Raw genomic sequence first — 24,172 nt, 5'->3', positions numbered from 1 at the left:
AGAAATCGTATTTAATATAAGTTCGTTGTAAAGTAGCCAGAGAATAGTTGGAGCTGATATATGACACCTTTTGACTTTTGACTACTGTGTGAAATTAGTAGGGTTTGTACCATTCTTGTCCGGTGAGGTCGTATATCTTTTGGATTTTATGAAGGAAGGCTTCGAAGTCGAGATTAAGGTCTATGAGTTCGCCGGTGTGAATATCGAATACCCAACCGTGAACAGCAGGGTATTGGTGTTTGAGATAACTTTCTTGCACAACTGCCATTTTGGTAACATTGAAACACTGTTCTTCTACATTCAGTTCTACCAAACGGCGGTAACGGTGGTCGGCATCAGTAATGGCATCGAGTTCTGCTTGATGCAAGCGGTATACATCGCGAATAGTACGCAACCAAGGGTTTAACAAACCAAAGTCTTTGGCTTGCATAGCAGCTTTTACACCTCCGCAATCGTAATGACCACATACGACAATATGCTTTACTTGCAGGTGTTCCACGGCGTATTGTATCACGGCGGTAGAACTCATATCGAGGGTGTTTACTACATTGGCAATATTGCGGTGTACAAACACTTTACCAGGACCTACACCCATTAACTCTTCGGCAGCTACACGACTATCGGAGCAACCTATATAAAGATAGTCGGGATTCTGGTCTTCGGCGAGTTTCTCGAAGAAATGAGGGTCGCCCTCTTTGCGGTGTTTTACCCATTGACGATTGTTTTCGAATATTTTATTGTATGTAGACATAAATATAAATGATTAATGGTTGGTGGTTAATGATTAATGAGAAGGCAAAGATAGGAGTTTTTGGGGAAATGACAAGTTTTTAATTAGGGTTAGCTTATTTTATTGAGGGGGGAATTAGTGACCAAAAAAGTGAAAGAAACATCCCCCCTACCCCCCTTCAAAGGGGGAATTAGTGACGGTCATCATAACTTACTATAAAACAAATGTTACCAATTTTAACCCTTGATTCGTATATATAAGCGAAGTGAAAAGTGAAAAAGAGGTCGCTTGTGGTTAAAAACGACCTCTTTTAAATATAATGAAAGAAAATATGAGCTTACCAACCTCCTGGGCGACCGCCTCTGCCACCAAAACCTGAGCTAACGCCTGAGGTGGTTACTTGTGAGCTTACGGTGAATTGAGTGCCAGATGTACCGCCTGAGTAAGTACCCGAAGTGTACAAGCCGTTGAAATCTTCGCCTCCGCTTACACTACCACCTGTATACACGTTGTAAGTACCATTAGCGAGTTTAGAGTTGGATACCATCAAGTGAGTATAGGCTACTGGCGCTTTAAACGTTACCACTTCAGTACCCGAGGTAGAAGTGATGTTCACTATTTGTGAAGCTGCACCTGAGAGACCACCCAATACCACGGTTTTTTGGGTGGAGCTTGTAAGTGGCGTATCAGGAGTGTTGCCTACGCCTATGGCTACCAAATAACCACCTGTGATAGTAAATCCTGTAGACCAAGTGCTATCTTCGGCAGTAGCGTCTAGACTGGTTTCAGGAGCGATTGCGGTGCCTATGGCGATCACGATACCGCCTGTGATGCCTAACTTACCGTTAGTATCAATCGCATCATTACCTGTAGCGTACGCATAGGTTTTACCACCGTTGAAATAAAGAGCTTCGCCTGCGTTGATAGCGTCGTCGGTAGTTTTGAGGTTGATAGTACCACCATTGACAGTAAGAATATTCTTAGCTTCCAACCCTTCGCCAGTGGCTGTTACGTTGATCGTACCACCGTTGATGGTCAAATTAGCTACTCCTGAGGTAGTACTCTCGTAAGCAGCTGTAATACCATCATCTCCAGCGTTGATAGTAATGCTACCATCATTAATAAAAATCTTGCCTTCTTCGCATTGAATACCGTCCTTAGTACAAGTAAGGTTGAGCGTACCACCATCTACATACACAGCTGATGTACCTTGAATAGCGTGAGAAGCAGTGGCTGTTACGGTGATATTACCTTCGGTTACGCGCACATAGCTGGCGGCAATACCGTGTTTGGCTGTACTACTCAAATTCAAACTACCTGAGCCTTCAAAGAGCAAAGCACCTGAGCTAATAAAAGCTGAAGCCGAAGAACTGCTAAGGGTATTGGTAGTACCCGCTACCAATTCAACAAAGCCTTTTGCGGTTGAATTGATGAGAATAGCTGCCCCGCTACTATTGGTGATGTTCGCACCATTTAGCGTAAGTTTGAACTGACTGCTACTACTATTGATGAGTAACTGACTGCTACTTGCCGTACCTGATACTTGATAATTTACGCCTGAAGCGGTAGAATTTACGGTTACCACACCGTTGCTATTGTTTACCGTTACGCCTGATACGTTATTACTTACGGTAGCTGAAGTGCCATTAAAAGCAATGGTTACTGTATTAGCGAAGCTGTTGTTAGCAAGCAAATCGGTATTGTCTTTACCTGTGGTAGTAGTGCCTAAGGCGCTACTTGAGGTAGTATTAGCTGTACCGATGGTCACACTGCCAGAGGAAGAACCTCCGCTATCGTCGTCGTCTTTGGAGCAAGCCGTCGTCATAGCGACAAGTCCTGCCATTAAAAGAATTATTTTTTTCATAGATATATGGGTTTAAGTTATTTTACAGTGCAAAGATATTTTAAACAGTCTTTGAATTGCAACAAATATAGATAAAAAGGAGGATTGTATCGATGAAAAGAGAGATTGTATCGACGAAGTGCAACCTACACTGGCAAAAAAAGGAGTTACAGAGCTACTTTTAGAAGAAGAATGTGGTGATATTAAGGTATAGAAAACTTCCTCTGCAGTAGTTGCAGGAGAAACTATGAAGAAGTAATGAATTAATTGCCAAAATTTCTTAAATAGCTACTTTTTATTCAAAATAATATTGTTATATCTTATTTGTTGCTTAAAAATACAAAACTTTGATAACCAGCAATATCATTTTCTTTTCATCTTATACCTTCGACCTACTTTGACCGAAGGAAAGACGAACCTAAAGCGAACCTAAGGCGAACCTAAGACGAAGGAAAGGTGTTAGTAAACTGAATTTCAACAGCTAAAAAGTGCCTTTTAGTTTATTGAGAAAAAAATGTTAAAAACGCGAAATCACTGAGAAAAATGTATTTGGTTGTGATTTTGACGGAAAGCAATTTTGATTATTGGCACACTTGCTAATTTGCTAATTATTCGTACCTTTGCACTTTGTTAGTAATTAATGGTTAGTGATTAATGATTAACTATAATAACTAACGACTAAAATTAGAAGAGAATAAAGAAGAAATTTAAATTTTATCAAAGTTTGATACAAACCTGTAAGGAAGATAAAAGTGCTAATCATCAGGGAATATTACCTTGATTCAGTGGCTCGGCAATTGCTAAAAAACTCTTCAGAGGGGAGATGTAAAGCAAAAGCGATTGAGAAATAATTGGTTATTAGTATTCTTTACAGCTTTATTTTTAGACCTAAACAAAGAGCATCACCTCTCATTGCCCCTTAATTGTTTATCATTAATCATTGAAAAAAGATGTCAGAAGAATTAAAAGAACAACGCTCTAACAACTTTATAGAAAATATTATTGAGGAAGACCTCGCGGCAGGTTTTCCTGCTAACGCTTTGCGTTTCCGGTTTCCGCCTGAGCCTAACGGCTATTTGCACTTGGGGCACGCGAGCTCTATTTGTCTGAACTTCGGCTTAGGTTTGCGCTACAACGCCCCTGTGAACCTTCGTTTTGACGATACAAACCCTTCTAAAGAAGAACAAGAGTATGTGGATGCGATACGCCGTGATGTGGAATGGTTAGGCTACAAATGGGATAAAGAGTGCTATGCTTCTGATTACTTCCAAGAGCTTTATGACTGGGCGGTAATGCTCATCAAGCAAGGCAAAGCCTATGTTGATAAACAAACTTCCGAAGAGATTGCCGCTCAAAAAGGTACACCTACCGTAGCAGGTACCGAAAGCCCTTATCGCAACACTTCGCCCGAGGAAAACCTCGACCTCTTTGAGCGTATGAAAAACGGCGAGTTCGAGAACGGTACTTACGTATTGCGCGCCAAGATTGATATGGCATCACCCAATATGCTGATGCGCGACCCTATCATCTACCGGATTATGAACGCTTCGCACCACCGCACCGGCGACAAGTGGCACATTTACCCTATGTACGACTGGGCGCACGGCGAAAGCGACTACCTCGAACAAATATCACACTCTCTCTGTACGTTAGAGTTTTTGCCACATAGAGAACTATATGATTGGTTTTTGGATCAAGTTAAAAACCTCCCCCTAACCCCGTCCAAAGGGGGAACAACGCGACCCAAACAGAGAGAGTTTGCGAGAAGAAACTTGAGTCACACCATTGTGAGCAAGCGCAAGCTCTTGCAATTGGTGAACGAGCACTATGTAGCAGGCTGGGACGACCCTCGTATGCCTACCATTTCGGGCTTGCGACGTCGTGGTTATACTCCTGAGGCGATTCGCAAATTCGCCGATACCATCGGGATTGCCAAACGCGAAAACCTTATTGATGTGTCGCTCTTGGAGTTTTGCGTACGCGAAGACCTCAACAAAAAAGCTAACCGCGTAATGGCAGTGCTCGACCCTGTGAAAGTGGTGATTACCAACTATCCCGAAGGAAAAGAGGAGTGGCTCGACGCTGAAAACAATCCTGAGGTTACCCCTATGACATTCCGCCAAGTGCCTTTCAGCAGAGAGCTCTACATAGAGCGCGACGATTTTAGAGAAGAAGCGGATAAGAAGTATTTTAGACTGAAATTAGGAGGTGAAGTGCGCCTGAAAAATGCGTATATCATTAAAGCGGAAAGCGTAGTGAAAGATGCCGAGGGCAATATCACTGAAATACACTGTACGTACGACCCCGAAAGCAAGAGCGGTAGTGGCACTGAAGCGAGTATGCGCAAGGTAAAAGGTACGCTCCACTGGGTGTCTATCCCACACGCTGTGGAAGCGGAAGCACGCCTTTACGACCGCCTTTTCACCGTTCCTGAACCTGACCGCCAAGAGGACAGCTTTTTGAATTACATCAACCCTAATTCGCTAAAAGTAGTAACCGCATACGTAGAGCCCAGCCTCAAAACGGCTAAAGCAGGCGAAACGGTACAGTTCCAACGCCTTGGCTATTTCAGCGTAGACCCCGATACTACCCCTGAGAAATTAGTATTTAACAAAACCGTAGGACTCAAAGATACGTGGGCTAAGATTAGCGAATAAGATAGTATACATTAATAAAATAAAAAGGATTGCCCGAGAAGAGCAATCCTTTTTGCGTATAATGAAAGGAAAAATCTACTTCAGTTCAAAGTCTTTTTCATTGCTATTATCGGCAGAATGCTGGGCAATCCAGAGTTTGAAAGCACCAGGTTCGGCGACTTTTTCTAAGTTGGCATTGTAAAAAGACAATAGCTCTTCAGTAATTTCAAACTGCACTTGCTTGCTCTCACCTGCTTTGAGAGCAATTTTTTGGAAGCCTTTGAGTTCTTTCACCGGACGGGTAACGCTGCCTACCAAATCGCGAATATAGAGTTGTACTACCATTTCACCATCGCGGTTGCCTGTATTGGTTACTTCGGCGGTAGCCGTAAGTTTGCCTCCTTTGCTGAGGGTCGCACTGCTGAGTTGCACCTTATTAATAGTAAAGGTAGTGTAGCTCAAGCCGTAACCGAAAGGATACAAGGGCGTAATGGGTGCATCCTCGTACTTAGAGCGATAATCGCCCATAGGGTTGTTAGGGTCGACAGGGCGACCGGTGCTCTTGTGATTGTAATAGATAGGCACTTGTCCTACATTACGCGGGAAGGTCATCACTAAGCGACCTGAAGGATTGTATTTACCTGCTAACACATCGGCGATACCGTAACCCGATTGCGTACCGGGGAACCACACTTGAAGAATGGTGTCGGCTAATTCACTTTCTTCACTGAGATCGAGCGGACGACCGCTGTACACCAATAACACTATAGGTTTGCCCGTTTGCTTGAGCGCACGGAGGAGTTCACGTTGTGGGGCACGCAAACGTATATCGGTAAGGCAAGCTGCTTCACCCGACCAGTTATAGTCCTCACCCAATGCTACTACCACCACATCAGCAGTGCGTGCTGTAGCTACGGCTTTGGCAATATTGGCAGAGCTTGTAGCAGTGAGGGTAGCCCCTTGTGCGTAGCTAAATTGCACTTTGCTATCCTTATACACCTCTTGTAATCCTTTGAAGAGAGAAGCGCTGAGCTCACGATCACCACGACCTTGCCATTCACCATTCTGGTTTATAGAGTCTTTCACCATAGGACCGATGAGGGCAACGCGTTTGGTGGCGTCAGGAACAATAGGCAATACATTTCCCTCATTCTTAAGCAATACCACCGATTTGGCAACAGCCGTGCGAGCTACTTGCAAGAATTCAGGTTTCATAAGGGTGTTCTTAGCGCGGTCTTCGTCGAGGAACTTATAAGGGTCGTCAAACAAGCCGAGTACGAACTTCATTTCCAAGATACGGCGCACGGCAGTATCGATAGCTTCTTCTTTTACTTTACCCTCTTCCACTAATTTCTTGAGGTGCTTAATAAAAGTAGAGCCTGTCATATCCATATCAATACCCGCATTGATAGCCAACTCAGCAGCGTGCTTCTCATCGGCAGCAATGCCGTGAGGCACGAGTTCATTGATACCCGTATAATCGGTAACTACAAAGCCTTTAAAGCCCCATTGCTTGCGCAATATATCGGTCATTAGATAGCGATTGGCGGTAGCAGGGATGCCGTTTATTTCGTTAAACGAAGCCATTACAGTACCCACGCCTGCATCAATAGCGGCTTTATAAGGAGGAAGATAGAAATTCCAAAGCGTATGCTGAGAGAGCTCAGCTGTGTTATAGTCGCGACCTGCTTCGGCAGCCCCATAAGCTGCAAAGTGTTTCACGCAAGCTAAGAGCGTATTGGTTTGGCTGAGTGAATGCCAATCACTACCGCCTTGAAAGCCCTGTACTCGCGCTTTGGCAATTTCACTCCCCAAGAAAGGGTCTTCGCCAGCACCTTCCATCACGCGTCCCCAGCGAGGGTCGCGGGCAATATCCACCATAGGAGCGAATGTCCATTTAAGACCATCGGCAGAAGCCTCTTCAGCGGCAATGGCAGCGGTTTGGCGCATCAGGTCTAAATCCCAAGAGCAAGCCTCGGCTAGCGACATCGGGAAAATGGTTTTATAACCGTGGATCACGTCGTAGCCAAAGAGGATAGGGATGCCTAAACGACTTTTCTTCACCGCTGTTTCCTGCATTTTGCGCACGCCAGGCACTGTAACGGCGTTGAACACACTGCCCACGAGACCTTTTTCGAGGTAAGGCTGAAAGTCGTCAGGCATTACAGGTCCTGTGATATCCCAATTAGCTGAGAACTGCGAAAGCTGACCTATTTTCTCTTCTAAGGTCATTAAGGCGAGGAGCGAATCGACTTTGCGTTCGATATTCTTGTCGCCACTAAACGACTCCCATTTCACGGGCGTGTTGTCATCGGTTTTAGAAGGGTTGTTACAAGCTACCACAGCGAATAAGGCTATGACAGCACAGATTAATTTCTTCATAATACTTTATTTATTGATAAATTCTCACATAATCGATTTCAAGACTATCTTCAGTGAAGTTAGCAGCGACATTACCTCCTAAAGAACCTCCCATCGCGATGTTGAAGATGAGGAAGAACTTTTGATTGAAAGGTAATTTGGCGTTGTTATCCATCTCAAAATAGTTCTTGTTATCGACTGCAAAGATAATCTTTTTTTCCGTCCACGTCATCGTATAGATATGAAAATCTGCTGAAGCGTTCGAAAATTCGATTGTTTTATCATAATCTCCTTGATGATTATTATCGGTATCGTACCAATGGCAAGCACCAAGTATATGGTTTTTATCTTGTCCTTTTTGTTCTAAAAGATCTATTTCACCACATCTAGGCCAGCCGTCGGTAGCAAAGTTGTTACCCAAGAACCACATTGCAGGCCAAGTGCCTTGAGCGGCAGGCAATTTAGCTTTGATTTCTACCTTACCGTACTTGAACCCATAGAGTCCTTCGGTTTTGAGTCGGGCAGAGGTATAGCCCCCGTTACCATCAGCTTTAGCGGTGATTTTGAGTACTCCATTAGTTACTTTTACATTTTCAGGGTCTTTAGTATAGGTTTGTAACTCACCATTGCCCCAACCGTTATTCTTACCTAAATCGTAAGTCCATTTGGTAGCATCGGGCGTACCTTCTTTGTTAAACTCATCACTCCACACAAGATTGGTAAAGCTACCTTCAGAAGGTTTAGTAGTGGTGAAGATGTGATACCACGCATACTGACTGTTAGGTTGCATCACACGCACAATGAGTTGGCTATCGGTAAGGCTGATAATATCATAGCTACTTGCTCCTACCCACCAACCAAGCATACCGCCGTTGGAAAGTTCGATAGCCGTGCCGCGATAAGCTTTGTTGTCGTACTTGCCTTGAGTAGCCGCTTTAGAAGTAGAAGGTACAAATGACACTTGTTTTACCCCTGTAATAGATGGTATTACGCTCGTTCCTTGACATTGGTCATCAGCTACGCCTAACACACTAGCATAAGCCCCTGGTACAAACACGTGGTCGGCGGTTTGCTGATAGGTAATGCCATTAGCTGTGCGAGTGAAGATAAAAGAGTTTTCGAACATACAGGTACGCGTAGGATCAAAAGGCGCTGCTTGCCACCACGCAGGATAGCCGTATTCGCCATTGTCGCCACTTTCTTGAGGTCCTAAGCCTGCATAGCCCGCCACATTAGCAGCCCAGTACCACGTTTTGCTCTCGCCTACATTCTTGCCAGCGAGCATATTTTCGGCTTCTACATCAGAGAAAGAGCTGTATACTTCCACTTCTAAGGGTACAGAGCTCATATTACCTCCTACGCCCACGGCACTTACTACTACTGTAAACTTATTAGTCCCTACTTTGGTATAACGGTGCTGAATAATACCAGAAGTACTCACTTCTGTCTTACCATCTCCAAAATCAAAACGGAAAGTTATTGCATTATTAGCTGTAACTGAAAAATCTACTAACCCTGTCCCATCGCCATTAGGGTGTTGAGCATCTACCCCTACTATTTTATAGGTGGCTTTTACATCGCTCGGAGCTATTAAATCTCCCAATACATTTTTGTCTTTACAAGAAACAAAGACTGTTAATACTAACAAGCCTAAAAGTTTTAAAGTTCTCATATCGTTTAATTTTATTTATCTGTTAAAGTAATTTCATCGTAATAATAGGTCGTGTCGTCGCCAGTTTCGCCAAAGTCAAAGAATACTACTACTTTGGTGTAGGTTTCGGTGGCATCGATATCGCTAAAGTCAAACGAAAGTTCTTGCCATACGTCTTTTTGGAGTAAACGCACATTTACTTCTTTAGCTACATCACCTGCAGCGTTTTCTAATTTGGCTTTTACGGTAATACCTGCTTTAGGTGAGAGCGCTTTGAGCTTCAACACCTTGTACGTGTTCATATCCAAAGCATCGGAAGCAAAGAACGCTCCTGCCCAAGTTTCGCAGCCTGCGGTGCGCACCATTTTCACCACTTTATTAGTAGTGTTGCCCACTTTATTAGGGTTGGCTACCACTTCCACCTTTGCCATATTGCCAAAGGTAGTAAACTCAGGAGCAGTGCCTTCAAAATCTTCAATCATCACGGTGTTCGTAGCCGATTTTTTGTAGAAATACAAGTTGTCGATAAACACGGTGCCACTACCTACCAATTTGATTTGGTGTACATCGGTAATCACGAAACCTTGCTTGGTGTAATCGGTGAGCGGAATGTCGAGGCTTGTCCACTTATCGGCAGTGAGGGTCTTTTTGACGAATTTTTCACCATCAGCGCCTGTGCTATTGCTAATCAAATAGATTTCTAAGGCAGTAGCATCGGCAGTCCACACGTCTAAATGCAAGTATTCCATCGCACTGAGGTCGATAGGTTGAGCGAACTGAATGCCTTGGTAATTGAGATCAGCGTATTGCAACATTTCGTCAGTGCCGAGTTTAAAGAGGTTGAAAGCCGTTGCTTGTCCCCAATTAGGATTGAAATCGCTGTTTGCTACATTGGTATAGCCACCACTGAAGAGCGACACTACTTCGTTTGCTTTGCGGATAGGCTGTTTAGGGGCTGAAGTGGTAGGCTGTTGCAAGGCGATGACCTGTACTTGTTTTTGCACTTTGGTAGTTTGCTTGCCCGCACCTTTCACTTCCACGGTAATGGTGTAAGTGCCCGTTTGTTTGTAAATGTGCGAAACTTCTTCACCTATATTGCCAGATACTGGTTTTTCATCGGTGCTTTCGCCGAAATACACATCGTAGATAATGGCAAAATCGGCTTTAGCGGTTACGTTCACTTTTTTGGAAACCGCTTGGTCGTTGGCTACTGTGAGGACTACGTTCTCAGGAGCGCGGAACGACACTTCTAAAGGCAAAGTCGCTTCAGCTTCCTTGCCCGCGATATTCACGGCTACTACTTTCACTTGGTAGCTCCCTTCGGCGTAAATGTGCGTTACCGAAGCACCCGCTTTCACCACCGTAGGCGTAGCAGTGCTGTCGCCAAAGTACACTTTGTAAGAAGCCACCCCCGTAGCTATGGGCGTGATAGTTACCGCTCCTGTGTTATCGGTGCTCACCTGAAATTTGGCAGAGACATCGGTAGGAGCTGTCGCATTTTGGACGAAATCAATATCGCCCTCGTCTTTCTCGCAAGCTACCATTCCAATGAGGAACAGTAGTGCTATTAGGGTTTTGAGTGTTTTCATTTCAATTTAGATAAGAGATAAGAGGTAAGAATGTGTGACGCAAAAGCGACTTACTTCGTCATTCGTAACTCGTAATTCGTCATTAGTAATTAGGGTTTTGTTGCCAGTTGCCGTTAGCAAAGCGTATTTCTTCGTAAGGCACGGGGAATACTTCGTTTTTACCCGCGGTAAAGCCTTGTATTTCGGTGCCTTTGCCGGTGCGCACTAAGTCAAAAAAGCGCAAGCCTTCGCCTAAGAACTCTACACGGCGTTCTTTCCATATCGCCTCAGTAAGAGCAGTGCCTGAAGAGGTAATATTGTGATTTTCATCACCAAAAGCGCGTTTGCGCACTTGGTTCAGGTAATCGCGAGCGCGTTCATCGCTGATATTACCGCGGTTGAGCGCTTCGGCAGCCATCAAAAGCACATCGGCATAGCGGATAGCGCGGTAGTTATTAGGGTTAGTAAGGTTCTGGTCGGGGCTGTTGAGGTCGCCTTTGCGGGCGATGTATTTTCTGTTGAAATAGCCCGTATGTTTGTAGCCTTCGGCATAAGTAGCGTTATTAGCCGCTGCCCACGCTACAATGTCTAAGATAGCCACATCCTTACGGAGGTCGCCACTTTCAAAAGCATCAACAGCTTCTTGTACAGGCACGTTAAAACTATAACCAGAGTCGAATACAGGCCCGTTGTAGTTGCGGATACTGTTAAAGCCCACCGCTACATTCCCCTCACTACACTGCAAACACTCAAAGCCCGCGCCTTCAGCATCGGAGTACTGCACTTCAAATACTGATTCAGCGCCGTTTTCGCCTTCTTTTTCAAACATAGAGGCATAGTCGGTTACAAGTGAATAGGTATTACTGCGTATCACGGTTTCCAATACCTCAGCAGCTTCGGCAAACTTGTTTTGGTACAAATACACCTTGCCAAGGAGCGCTTGAGCAGCGCCTTTGGTGGCACGCCCCACTTGTCCGTCGGGGGGTGTAGTAGGCAAGTTAGGTATCGCTGCCAAAAGGTCTTTTTCAATAGAAGCGTATACTTCGCTCACAGGCGAACGCGGTATTTTTTGTTCATCACCACGTTCAAAACGTTTGTTTTCTTTGAGCGGAATAGCTCCAAACCACTTCACCAGTTCAAAATTGTAATAAGCGTGGAGGAAGTGCGCTTCGGCAATAATCACATTTTTGCCCTCAAAGTCGGTTTTGTTCTGGAACTCTAAAATATAAGCCGAACGGTTCACACCCGCGAACATCCAATCCCACAAGTTTTTGAGCTGAGCGTTGATAGGAGTGTGAATCATTTGGTCTACTTGCTGGAAGCCAGGCACATCAGAGGCACTTTCGCCTCCGCAAAGGGTATTGTCGGACGCTATTTCACCCATAAGCACATTTATATACGTAGAATGTAACAAATCGTAGGCTGCAATTAGTGCATTCTGGTAATCGTCTTTTGAGTTGAAATAGGTTTCCGAATTGATTTCGTACTGCTTGGTCTTGTCAAGAAAATCGTCCGAACAAGCAAGAGTAAAGCAGAGGAGGATGCCTGCTATCGCCCATTTCTGTATGTGGTGTATCGTTTTCATCTATTTGTGTTTTTTATATTATTAAAATCAATCAAGAGTTAAAAAAACAATTTTTACTGATATTTAGTATATTGTCGCTTTTATGTCACATCTCCCCCCTTGAGGGAAGTCCGCGAAAGCGGAGTATGTGAGAGGGGGATGTTTATATTCAGCTACTTAATTCAACCCTTGATTCGTATTATGAATTAAAATCTATTCGCCGAAAATCCGTGAAATCTGTGGAATCCGTGCGAGACTTTAACATAGCAAAGCTACATAAACAAGCTCTTAGAATGAGGTATTAAATCCTAAGATAAATTGTCGGGCTTGTGGATAGAAACCGTAGTCTATACCGCCTCCTATCGCATCCCCTGAAGTAGCTGAAGGGTCATAGCCTTTATACTTAGTAAATGTAAAGGCATTGTTCACTGAAAAATACACACGGAAGGTCTTCATCTTCACGCTTTCTAATACCGAGGCAGGAAGCGAATAGCCCAACTGTATGTTCTGCACGCGCAAGAACGATGCGTCTTCTACAAAGAAATCAGAGAATATATTGTTGGCTGTGGCGCCTGTGGTAACGCGTGGCACGCTATTGCTGGTGCCTTCACCGCGCCAACGATCGAGGTACAAACGCTGGCGGTTCACGTTCGGTTGTGAACGCTCATAGTTGCGCACCATCTCCTTGTCGAGCTCGGCATACATATAGGTCGAGAAATCAAAGTTTTTGTACTTCGCGTTAAGGTTCAAGCCCATATAATAAGTGGCGGTAGGTTTGCCCAAATAAGTGCGGTCTTTAAAGTCAATCACCCCGTCGCCATTCACATCTTTATAGCGAATGTCGCCTATATGAGCAGGGGCACCTAAAGCGATTTGTGAAGGGTGTGCATCCACCTCAGCTTGGTTCTGGAAGATCCCATCGGTTTGCAAACCGTAGAAATAGCCAATAGGCTGACCCACCTCCATACGGGCAGGCGCTAATTGCCCAACACTGAAAGCCCCTCCTTCAGGAATTACATCACCGTTGATAGACGTTACTTCGCCATCCAAGCGGGTAATATTGTAGTTAAAGCCCCAAGAAAAAGGTTTGGTCACATCGCTTTTATAGCCCAACGCCACCTCAAAACCTTTGTTGCGCGTGTTACCAGCATTCACCGTAGGGTTTGATGCCCCTGGTGCCGCTGTTCCTACAATTCCTGACACAGGGAAATCGGCAATGAGCAAATCGTTGCGGTTCTCTATAAAGTAATCAAATACTAACGATAGACGGTTGTTCAAGGTGTTGAAGTCAAAACCTACGTCCAACTTTTCGGCTACTTCCCATTTAGCGCTGGGGTTCGGCAATTTGCCCACTGCCGTACCGCGCACTATCTGTCCGTTAAACACGTACACCGCTTCGCCGTTCAAAATGGCTTTATAAAGGTTTTTACCCGCGTTGTTACCCAGCGTACCATAGCTGCCGCGCAATTTGAAGAAATCAATCCATTTGCTGTCTTTCAAGAAGCCTTCATCTGAGATTTTCCAACCTGCCGTTACTGATGAAAAAAGGTCGGCGCGGTTGTCCTTGGGAAAGTCAGACGAAGCATCACGTCGCAACATCGCCGATAGCAGGTATTTGCTCTTATAGTCGTATTGTAATCGTCCAAAGAAAGAAGTAAGGCGCGAATCGTTCACATAAGAGTTGTTGGTTTTACTGTCGTTCGTACCTGTGGTAAGCCCAATATCGGCAAAATCCCAAGAGTTGTTAGGCACGTCGTAACCCGTAGCGCTCAAGCCACTGCCCCAGTTGCGTTGGGCACTGGTTCCCACGGTGAGCGAAGTGTTGTGGTGTTGCCACAAGGTTTTGTTGTAGGTCGCAAAAGTTTCCCACGTATAAGCGTGCGTTTCGTTCTTGTCTTGGGTTACCGTACTGCGACTGCGGTTGAAGATTTTACCCGTACCAAAGAAGCTGAGGGGCTGAAATACTTTATTCTCATCGCTGTAGGTCTTAAACCCGATGCGCGAAGTGAGGTCTAAGCCCTCAATAAGGTTGTAACTCAATTGGAAATTGCCCTCTAAGCCATTACCGTCGTACTGATTATAGGTATTGTCGATTTGCGCCAAAGGATTGATGACCTCGTTGCCCAAAAAGCCCGTTAAATCTTCATCGTGTAAGCCGTAGGTAGGAGCGAAGTTCAAAGCGTTGAACAACACTGCACCCAAGCCGTTTTCCTCAATGGTCTTGCGCTTGTTGTTGTAATAGTTGGCGGTGAAGTTCATTTTGAGTTTGGGGGATATATCGGCTCCCAAGCTCACTTTTACGTTGTTGCGTTTGAAGTTCGACTTTTCGGGCGCTACGATACCATCTTGAGTAAGATGTGAAGCCCCTAAGTAATAACTGAACTTCTCACCACCACCCGATAGACTCGCCGTCATATCCGAAATAATCGTGTTCTTAAACACCTCATCTTGCCAATTGATGCCCCTGCCTAAAGAAGCCAAATTGTCAAAAGGCAACGCCTGACCGTTAGCCGCATAACTCTCGTTGAGCAACGCTGCATACTCGGTAGCGTTCATATAGTCCAACTTCTTAGTAGTTTGCTGAATACCGGTGTACGAGCTGATTTTCACTTCCAAAGGCGTATTCTTGCGTCCACCTTTAGTAGTTACAAGCACTACCCCATTCGCCCCTTTAATACCGTAAATCGCTGCTTGTGCGTCTTTCAATACGGTAAGACTCTCAATGTCCTCAGGGTTGATACTGTTCAGCGACCCTTCGTAACCGTCGATAATCACCAAAGGCTCGTTGCTACCGTTGGAACTCACCCCACGAATGAGAATGTTAATCTTTCCACCAGGGGAGCCCGAAGCCTTGTTTACACTCACCCCTGAGGTAGTACCTTGTAAGGCAGTGGCAGCATCCACAGGTTTCAAATCGTCAATGGTTTTGGCATCTACAATTGATACCGACCCTGTAACGTCCTTTGCCTTTTGAGTACCATACCCAATCACAACCACTTCTCCAAGGGTTTGGGTATCTTCTTTTAAGGTAACGTTCACCGCATTGCCATTGTTTACAGTGATTTCTTGGGTTACGTAACCCACATACGAAAACACTAAAACCTGACCTTTTCTCACGTTGTCTAAGGCAAAATTCCCCTCAAAATCGGTAGACGCTCCGTGGGTAGTGCCTTTAACAACCACCGAAACCCCCATCATTGGCGTGTTAGGAGCTTCCTTCACATTTCCTTTTATGTTATAAGTTTGTGCTATAGCCAAACTCGTACATAAAAACAGCAGTGTTGATAAAATAAATACTTTCATCTGAATTGCTTTTTTTTAATGGTATGTTAATGTATTATATTAGGTTTAACTTGTTTCTATCTTTTTCTTTTCTTCCCTTTATTTTCGCTCAACCTCCTGTTATCAGTATTTTTGGCATTGTTGCATTGTGCTATTAATCAACTATTTATATAGCCTTTGTATAACAATCGTCCAAGATTCGTATAAGCTTCCTATAAGCTTTGTATAAGCTCGGACTATCATTTGTTCAGACAAAAAGCCTCATTTTTTTGGGATAAAGTTAACAATAATTTTTGAGTACTTTCTCTTTTTCTCTTCCTGCAGTAACTTTTGATAAGTTTTATATCAAAATTGATAAATTACAGCGTAATTTTCAAATAACCTATACCCTTTTTTAATCATATTTGCGTCCTAACTTTGACAAAGCTTGAGACTTTGTCAAAGTCTTTAAACTACAATACTTATCCTCTCACACTTAGCCAAAGTTCCCAACTTTAGCTAAGCTAAAAATCTCTCAATTAGTATTGTTGGCATTTCCAGTATTATTGGCATTATTGGCATTTCTAGTATTAATATAGTATTATCTTCTCTTTCTTTTATTTCTCTTTTAATCACGCAACAAAGATAAACGCAATATTTCAATACGCAAAATATTTCACCTATACAAAAAATATACAAGTGCTATTTTTAACGTAAATGTATAGTTGTCATTAATAAGAATTGCAAAACAAAACATTGTAAATCTTATATTTAAACTAATATCTAAAAAACATATGTAAAGGTAATGATAAATAAAAAACACCCCTTGAAAAGAGGTGTTGTATAGGTAATGTATAGGTGAAGATATTAAGATTCTATTTCGTGTTGTTCATTATGTCCTTTATGAGTAACGGATATTTTACCACCCACAGCACATTGGCAAGTACTTTTCTCGGTGAGAATTTTTAGGTCGTTGATAGTATCTTTCTCAGCGGTTTGCTCCCATTTTATAGGGGCAGGCACACAAGGCAAATAACCTCCTGTGGTGGGCTTTAGCTTGCACTGACCAAAAGGCATTATATTTACATTGGCTTGCTTGTCGCCCTCAGTAGCAATAGGCTTGTCTTCAATGGTTACAAAATCCTGACTTGTTACTACAAGTTTACTTTTGGTAGTACCTTGATTGCAACTGAGTTCTGCGGTATTGGTGATGATATCCATAGTGTGGTGTTTTTAAGGTTTGTCAGCCAAAGAGTTTATCCCAAAAGCCTTTCTTATTTCGCTTAGCTTGGTATTTTTCCCATTGTTCTTGCTCAAAGGCTTTCCACTCTTCTTCGGTGTAAGTTTTGCCTTGGAAAGTAGTGGTTTTCTTTTTATAGTTTTTATCCGTCTTATCTGGTACAATTACTTTTATTACTCGCAACGGAAGTGAAGGGTCTCTAAGCATTACTCTATGAGACAGTATCTCTCCTGTTTGAGCATCTAATTTAATCTCATCTCTATGTTCAAAATATTCTGACGAGTAAATAAGCCAATACTTCCAGCCTTTCTCCTTCACTTTTATGATACTCATCTTCTTAAAGGTATCTTCGTCGTACTTGTTTTGTGCAAACCTTACTGCCTGTTCATAACTAAACCCCCACCCCTCATCGTAGTTTTCCTCTTTAACGAGTTGTCCGTTTTCGTTAAAAACATATCTCTTGCCTAAATTAACAGTAGAACCGCCATTAAACTCTGCTCCTACGAATTTACCCCATATTGAAAAATTAGAGTAAAAACGTTTAAATATAAGATAGTTATAAGGAAAAGATTTTATCTTTTTCTCATAAGTAAACCCATTGGTATAATTCCCCTCTACGGTTATAGTATAGTAGGGAGTTTCTTCCTTATATATATATCTTTTATAAGAAGGTCTTGAACTACTGGGGTAATAAATAGTAAAATTCTTTTCATATTGTTTGATGTCGAGGTGTTCAACCTTGTTGTCAATACTGGGGCGTTTGGTTTCTGTTGTCATAGTCTCTGTTTGTGTTTGTGTGTAGCCATTGGCACTCGCCAATAAACTAACGAGAATTACTGCATATTTCATAACTGTTCAGGTTTATAATCATTGGGTTCAGCAAGCGCATTTTTATTAGCAATTATTGCTTGCCAATAATAGATATGATATTTAAGACGGTTATAATCCATAATGTTATGGGTCTTTAAATACTCAAACGAATATTTGCCATTGGGGGCTGTCAGGTCTTTTATATTCGCTTGTATATGGTCTTTGTGTGCCCACGTATGGGGCAGTTTTAAACTGTGGAACACCTCGTGTGCAAGGCTACCCAAAATAGCTCCTTTACTCATAATAATAAGCTGTTTATCTACCATACAATAGCCTGCGGGAGTATCTTCCGTACCGTTGCTACTTATGCTTTTCAAATTCGTTTGAGGTACAAAAAACACAGGTAAGTATTCCCCTTCCAAAGCCTGCCGGTTTAGCGCTTGTAACTTTTTGTGTAAGTAAATAGCGATATTTTCTTTTCCTGTCCTACCGCTATCGTCATAAGCAAATAGTAAATCATTTGAGAGCACATACAAGCGGTTAAACTCATCTCTTGCCTCAATATTTGGGTACTCTCCAGTACCGCTAAGGTCTAACTCATCTTCCTTAAAAATAGGGTCTATCAAGGCTTGGCGTAAAAACATTCGTAGGTTTTCTTTCTCTTCACATAGCTTGGTGGTGTCATAACCGTATTGAGCCTTGTCTCCCCCGTCGGTATTAGTCATTACATTCACCAATAGGAGTTTCACTACTTTGCGGTTGTGTTGGCTATTAGGCATTACCTGTAGCTCTCCTGCACATTTCTTTATGGGGCTATCAGGTCTCTCTCCTTCCGTGAGGGTATAAGCCCTTATCTGTTTACCATGCAAATCGTCAAAAGGCTTTCTGCAGCTTATCTTTATTCTCATTTGCCCCATATTAGGGTCTATCTTAAAAGTGGTATACCTGTGGGGAGGTTCATATTGCACCTTGGGCTTAGTCATTGGTGTTAAGCTCCCTTGCCCTGTAACAACAACTCCTTCGGGCTCTTCCATAGCTTCTTCAGTAATTTCAAAATACTCTTCTTCGTATTCCAATATAAAACCACCTAATGAGTTTCTGTTTCCGTATATTTTATAGAACACATCAAGAATAGCACTTGCCTCTACCTCTTCTCTTTCGTGTTTGTAAATAGTGAGCATAGGCACTAAATATTCATACGGGGTTCCGTCCTCTTTGCCACGGGCTTTTAAGTATTCCCCTTTTAAGCTCTCGGCAATCGAGGCTTCTTTGTGAAATGCTTTACTGTTATCATTTTCCTCATAATACCCTGCTATCTCTTTAAAACTTATATCAGTTTCAAGGTCAGTACGCCCTATTCCTGTACTGTCTTTACCCTCTCTATACCAGTCAAACCCAAAAGTAGGATTTTTAGGCCATTTTTCTGTAGGTCTAAACACTAATAATGCATTGGCGTCTAAAACAATTTCTTCTGCAGGAAACTCTTCAGCCTTGTTATTATATTTATTCCCTTGTTCTCCTTTTACTGATAAAACACCCTTACTGTTTACGGTTGCGCTTCTATCGGAGTGGACTAACAGTTTTTCTGTGCCTGCTACATTCGTTTCTCGTGCTTCTATCCTTATCTCTTGACCAGAGTTTATCAAGGCTTTGCCAGCTTGGGTGTGGAAATAGTCGGCAATGAGTTGTTTCATCAATGGGGTGGTTACCAACATTTGTTGTAATACATTGAAGAAAGCAGTGTTAGCTACGTCCATAGTGAGGTTATTGCCTGCGCTGAGATTGAGGTCTTTACCTGCACATAACGAGATACTCTCAGGCGCAGTAATCTCTATGTTCTTGCCTTGAGTATCAAACCTTAAGGTATTACCATTCTTGTCTGAAAGCAAAATACTTTCGTCTTCGGTAAAGATAAGTTTATGTCCGCTCCTTGTCTGTATCGCCTTGATATCGTTATTCTTGTTGTGGAAAGGGCTGTATTCCTTACCGTTGTAGTTACTTCCTATTACAAACGGACGTTCGGCATTTTGGTCTTCAAAATCTACCCATACTTCTTCGCCTATTTCGGGGATAAAGTAAAAACCTTTGCCGCCTCCTGCGTGAGGTTGTACTACTCGTATCCAAGGGGTTTTAGTTTGGTGTTTCTCTTGCTAAATAAATTGTACTCGCACGCGACCCCAACCTTGAGGGTCGTTGTTGTCTATCACTCGTGCAGGTTGTTGTTCGGCTTTAGGAAGGGCTTGTTCGTCGTAATAGTAAGCTACAAATACATCGGGGATGGCTACAAATTCGTTGTAATAGTCGCCTTCGCCTTGATAATGTTTTACTTCTATCACGCGATAGGTTTCCATCGGTAAATCGTTGATATCCTTTAGTTTGACAAAGCCTCCAATACATACGTGTGGGTTACGACTCTTGCCCCGCACTTGCATCAGTTGTTCGCGTTTTTCTTTTTCCCTTTGTACGGCTTCTTTTAGGTAATCGCCTCTGAACTCATCGGGCAGAGCTCCGTAGGTTTGCTCAGTGGTTTTGGCAAATACTTTTTCTGAGGCTTTGATAGCGGTAAACTGAAAGGGATTTTCTTTGTATTGTGGTTCTGTTTGGTCGCTACCTTTGACCTCTGTTCTGGTCATTTGTGAGTTGTAGGAAAGGTAGTTAAATTTCTGTGGTTTGAGTAGCAGTTCAAATTCCACTTCTGAGAGGTCTCCTCCTTCGTAGAGGGTTACAGTTTTCTGTGCCCTACTGCCAAAGATAAATTGTGTGCCGTTGTAATAGAAGAACTCACCATAACGTTTGGCAAGGCGTTGGATAAACTGATAGTCGGATTCGTTGTATTGTACAGTATAAGGGATTTTTTCTTCGTTATTGATAAGCCCTTCAATATAGATTTGTGATTCTTGTGGGTATTCTGCTGTAGCTTCAGCGATGATTTCAGGGAGGGTTTTGTTCTCGTACGACTGGCAGGTTTTGCCTCCGTCTAATACGATACTTGGGGCATAGCCTGAGATATGCAAAGTACCATAGCCTCCACCTTCGTTTTTCTTGTTGCAGATATTGGCAATAATTCCTTTAAAAGTATAAATGACGCTCCCGAACTGGTGAAAGTTAATGGCGATATTTTGTCCTAAGAGGTTTTGGGAGTTTTTCATCACTTGCCCTTTGAAGTCGTCGATGGCCGTATCGTTTACTACAATGGTAAACTCGTCGTGGGCATTGGTGCGTTGGGTGAGGAATGTTTCAAAAGTAGCATTATCTAAGAAGCCTTTACCGTCAAGGGTAAGGGTAACCATCACTACGGGATTGGTTTTGTCCACTAAAAAGTCTTGGAAACTTCTCACTGAGGCAAAGTGGGCTATATCATCGGGGTGATTGGTGCGATAGCCAGTGAAGTTGTTGTCGTTGTTTTCCATAGCGTAGTTGTTTTATTGTTTGCTGGATACAAATGTACGAAATATTTTTGAATATGCAAGTTTTTTTAAGTTATTTTTTTCACTACAATTTCAAAATATAATCCGTAAGGTTCTGATTGCGCTCTAAGTTCATTTTTTTGCGCAGGCGGTAGCGCTTGATTTCTATACTTTGGGTAGAAATATTTAGCAGAGGGGCTATTTCTTTGCTAGAAAGGTTCAAGCGCAGGTAAATACACAACTTGATGTCGTTAGGAGTAAGGTCAGGGTGGAGAGCTTTGAGGCGGTTAAGAAAATCGCGGTCAGTTTGATTGAAGATGTCTTGAAAATGCTCCCAATCGCCTTCGCTATTGATATTGTCTTCCACGATGTGCAACACCTGCTTGCTATTGCCACTGCTCAAAAGAGCTTCTTTGATGCTCATCAGCAGTTCGTTCTTGCGCACGATGTTCATAGTAGTAGCCGCCAATTCGCGGTTCTTGCTCTCCACTTCGCTCTGTAGCTTGTCGTTGTGGAGTTTCATCACGGTGCGGTCGTTTTCCAATTGCAAGAGGGCGAGTTCTTTCTCTTTCTCCTTATCTACCTTCTCCTTATGGCGTTTGTAATGCTGGCGATATGCGCGATTGATAGCGAGTAACAACAATAACAAAGAAAGCGCGTATAGTGTTATCATCAGGTTAGTAGCATACCAAGGCTTTTCAATCACAAAGCGGAAAGTGGCGGTATTGGGCGACACCGCATTGCCTACTTTGGCTCTTACCAAAAAGGTATACTCGCCCGCAGGCAGGTTGTCAAACTGCACCTCAGCCTCTTTGCTCCACTCGCTCCAATGCTCATAGAGTCCTTCTAATTTATACTGATACACGCTGGGATACATTGCACTATAAGCGGGCACACTGTAGCTAAAGCGCAGGTTGTTCAGGTTGTAAGCAAATTTCTGAACTTCACTTCCCAAAGCGATGGGTAGCCACTCCCCTTCCACTTTGCTGTTGCTTATGCGTTCCATACGCACCTCATAGGCATTGTGGTGTGAGGGATTGAAGGCAAAGTCCATAAAGCCCGTGCTCGTGCCCAACAGACAATGTACTTCGCCGTATTCGCGAAGATTCTCATAGCCTACTATATCCTTGCGGAAAGCCGCCGATAAGGGCATCTTCTTGATTTGTAGTGCCTTGTCCAACTTCCCCTGACTCACTTTCACTATATTGTACTGGGTAAAAAGCCACAGCGCATCGTCTTTGCCCTGCAACATCGTACCCGAGAGGTAAGCATCTTGATCGAACAATTCGCGGGTAAGAGGTTCGTCTTGCACGAATTGGCGTTTATTCGCATCGTATTTAAAAAGTCCTTTTTCAGTAAAATACCAAATCTCATCGCGGTACTTAGCTATCCCCGATTTGCGTCCCATTGGGGCAGTGGGGTCTTTGCGCACTTCGGTTACTCGGGTCAAATCATCGCTGAGTTTCAGGTGAAACACGCCTTTGTATTCGTGGCTCACCAAGAGCTCTTTCGCATTCACCCATTCAAAAAACCGACTTGACACGTTAAAACCTGCTATCTTGTGTCGGTATTGCCAGTGCCCGTCTTTCCGCTCTAAAATATGTAATCCCTCATAATTACCCTGCAAAAGCCAATCGGGGTGAGCTTCCACTGGCTTGATGTCCCACGTGCCTAAGAGGTTGCACACCAAATCGGCGCGGTGGTTCTCAATCACAAACGTACCCGAATTGTGCCCACAAAACAAAGTGCCTTGCAGTTCCTTCAGTTGCCATACCTGCCCTTTAGTACCTGCCACCAACTGAAATTGCTGTCCTGCGCGCAAGGGGAAAGGCGCGTAAAAAAGTCCTTGATTGGTACCTAAATACAAGTCGCCTTGATAGATGATAGACGTATAGACCGCCCCCAGCACTCCTTCATAATCCTTATACTGACGGAAGGGTGAAAAGAAATTCACCATACTGATACCGTTGTCCAAGCCCAACCACACATTGCGTTCCTGATCCTCAAAAATAGAAAGTACCGTGTTGTTCTGCAAGCCTTCTTTCTGGTGGAGGTGTTCTAAAAGTTGCCCTTCCCTCGACAATCGGTATAGCCCATTGGCAATAGTACCGAGCAAGATAGAGCCGTCGGAGAGTGGTGCGCTGCTGTAGATGTTCAGAGAAGAAGTAAGTGCTTCAGTAGGTACTTGCCAAGGTTTTACCTCAGCAGGAGTGCCTTCATAAATACCTTTGTCCTGAGTGATAAATAGATAATGCCCTTTGTGAGAGATAATGTCAATCACAATATGCTCGCGGAAAAGCGCTGCATTAGAGCGCAGTTCCTCTTTGCCATTGACGAGTGCAAAAAGCCCCTCGTTCATCTTTTGGAAGAAGAGATGTTCACCTACTTTGAAGATTTTAGGCAGGTTGTTCGGCGAATGCACGATGTGAAAACGCTTGTGCTGGCTGTCGTAAATATAGAGTTTGTGCAACGACTGGAAGAGTACCCAATGATCGACAAATACGATTTTCCATATTTCCTCGTCGGCTATATCGCTGGCGGAAAGTTGCTTGCTGAGAGAAGTGTATTGCAAACGGTTGAAAGCATCGGCTTGCCAATAGCCAAATTCGGCAAAGCCACCAGTGTAAATCGTGTTGCCTTGGGCGTTTACAGCGCGCACTATAGCACCATTGGGCAAGGGGTAGTGTTGCCACATCACCCCGTTGAACTCCAATAGTCCTATATTATTAGCAAAATACAGCTTTTGGTTTGCTGCTTGGCATATTTTCCAATTCTGACTCTCGCCCGCGTATGTCGCAGGGGCATAGTTATAGACAGGTGGCAATAGCTGAGCGTGTATCGCTTGCAGAAACCACCCCATCAAAATACATAAATACACACGCATACGCATAAGGTATTAAAGCTTAGTTGATGGCAAAGATAGCTATTTATTTTGAATAATCAAAAAAACAATTCGCCTTTCTATAAAATATCATTAAATGCATTTTCTTCGATGATTTCGCGTTTTTAACATTTTTTCTTTAATAAATTAATAAGCACTTTTTAGCTGTTGAAATTCAGTTTACTAACCTCTTTCCTTCGCCTTAGCTTCGGTTTAGGTT

The 24,172-nt window shown here is 43.3% G+C and carries 11 protein-coding genes and 1 pseudogene; 1 reads left to right on the top strand and 11 read right to left on the bottom strand.

Features of this window, described 5'->3' with window-relative positions:
- Nucleotides 1–94: 94 nt before the first annotated feature.
- Nucleotides 95–751 (bottom strand): carbonic anhydrase, encoded by a 657-nt coding sequence (locus tag RCZ04_RS01680; RefSeq protein WP_460484199.1) that lies wholly within the window; start codon nt 749–751, stop codon nt 95–97.
- A gap of 316 nt (nt 752–1,067) precedes the next feature.
- The gene (locus RCZ04_RS01675; protein WP_460484198.1) at nt 1,068–2,594 is read right to left on the bottom strand and encodes a carbohydrate-binding domain-containing protein; all 1,527 of its coding nucleotides are present in this window, start codon (nt 2,592–2,594) and stop codon (nt 1,068–1,070) included.
- 929 nt (nt 2,595–3,523) lie between these two features.
- On the opposite strand from RCZ04_RS01675, the gene RCZ04_RS01670 reads away from it, so the two are divergent.
- Nucleotides 3,524–5,230, top strand: a complete 1,707-nt coding sequence (locus RCZ04_RS01670) for a glutamine--tRNA ligase (RefSeq protein WP_460484197.1) — start codon at nt 3,524–3,526, stop codon at nt 5,228–5,230.
- A 75-nt stretch (nt 5,231–5,305) separates the two neighbouring features.
- On the opposite strand, the gene bglX is transcribed toward RCZ04_RS01670, so the two are convergent.
- From bglX to RCZ04_RS01625, 9 genes and pseudogenes are all read right to left on the bottom strand, one after another.
- On the bottom strand, nt 5,306–7,591 hold the full coding sequence (bglX, locus tag RCZ04_RS01665) for a glycoside hydrolase family 3 protein (RefSeq protein ID WP_460484196.1): 2,286 nt from the start codon (nt 7,589–7,591) through the stop codon (nt 5,306–5,308).
- 10 nt (nt 7,592–7,601) lie between these two features.
- Nucleotides 7,602–9,242, bottom strand: a complete 1,641-nt coding sequence (locus RCZ04_RS01660) for a family 16 glycosylhydrolase (protein WP_460484195.1) — start codon at nt 9,240–9,242, stop codon at nt 7,602–7,604.
- A gap of 11 nt (nt 9,243–9,253) precedes the next feature.
- On the bottom strand, nt 9,254–10,810 hold the full coding sequence (locus RCZ04_RS01655; protein ID WP_460484194.1) for a PKD domain-containing protein: 1,557 nt from the start codon (nt 10,808–10,810) through the stop codon (nt 9,254–9,256).
- Between the two features lie 82 nt (nt 10,811–10,892).
- On the bottom strand, nt 10,893–12,374 hold the full coding sequence (locus tag RCZ04_RS01650; protein ID WP_460484193.1) for a RagB/SusD family nutrient uptake outer membrane protein: 1,482 nt from the start codon (nt 12,372–12,374) through the stop codon (nt 10,893–10,895).
- A 267-nt stretch (nt 12,375–12,641) separates the two neighbouring features.
- Nucleotides 12,642–15,656, bottom strand: a complete 3,015-nt coding sequence (locus RCZ04_RS01645) for a SusC/RagA family TonB-linked outer membrane protein (RefSeq protein ID WP_460484192.1) — start codon at nt 15,654–15,656, stop codon at nt 12,642–12,644.
- 825 nt (nt 15,657–16,481) lie between these two features.
- Nucleotides 16,482–16,835, bottom strand: a complete 354-nt coding sequence (locus tag RCZ04_RS01640; protein WP_460484191.1) for a DUF4280 domain-containing protein — start codon at nt 16,833–16,835, stop codon at nt 16,482–16,484.
- 22 nt (nt 16,836–16,857) lie between these two features.
- The gene (locus RCZ04_RS01635; RefSeq protein WP_460484190.1) at nt 16,858–17,703 is read right to left on the bottom strand and encodes a hypothetical protein; all 846 of its coding nucleotides are present in this window, start codon (nt 17,701–17,703) and stop codon (nt 16,858–16,860) included.
- Nucleotides 17,700–21,074: pseudogene (locus RCZ04_RS01630) on the bottom strand (type VI secretion system Vgr family protein). Before RCZ04_RS01630 ends, RCZ04_RS01635 begins: the two are co-directional and overlap by 4 nt.
- Before the next feature lie 82 nt (nt 21,075–21,156).
- On the bottom strand, nt 21,157–23,961 hold the full coding sequence (locus RCZ04_RS01625; protein WP_460484189.1) for a ligand-binding sensor domain-containing protein: 2,805 nt from the start codon (nt 23,959–23,961) through the stop codon (nt 21,157–21,159).
- Nucleotides 23,962–24,172: the final 211 nt, after the last annotated feature.

Source organism: Capnocytophaga sp. HP1101 (assembly GCF_054772415.1).
The sequence above is the reverse complement of the archived record's forward strand: the minus strand, read 5'-3'. Positions and strand labels throughout refer to the sequence as shown.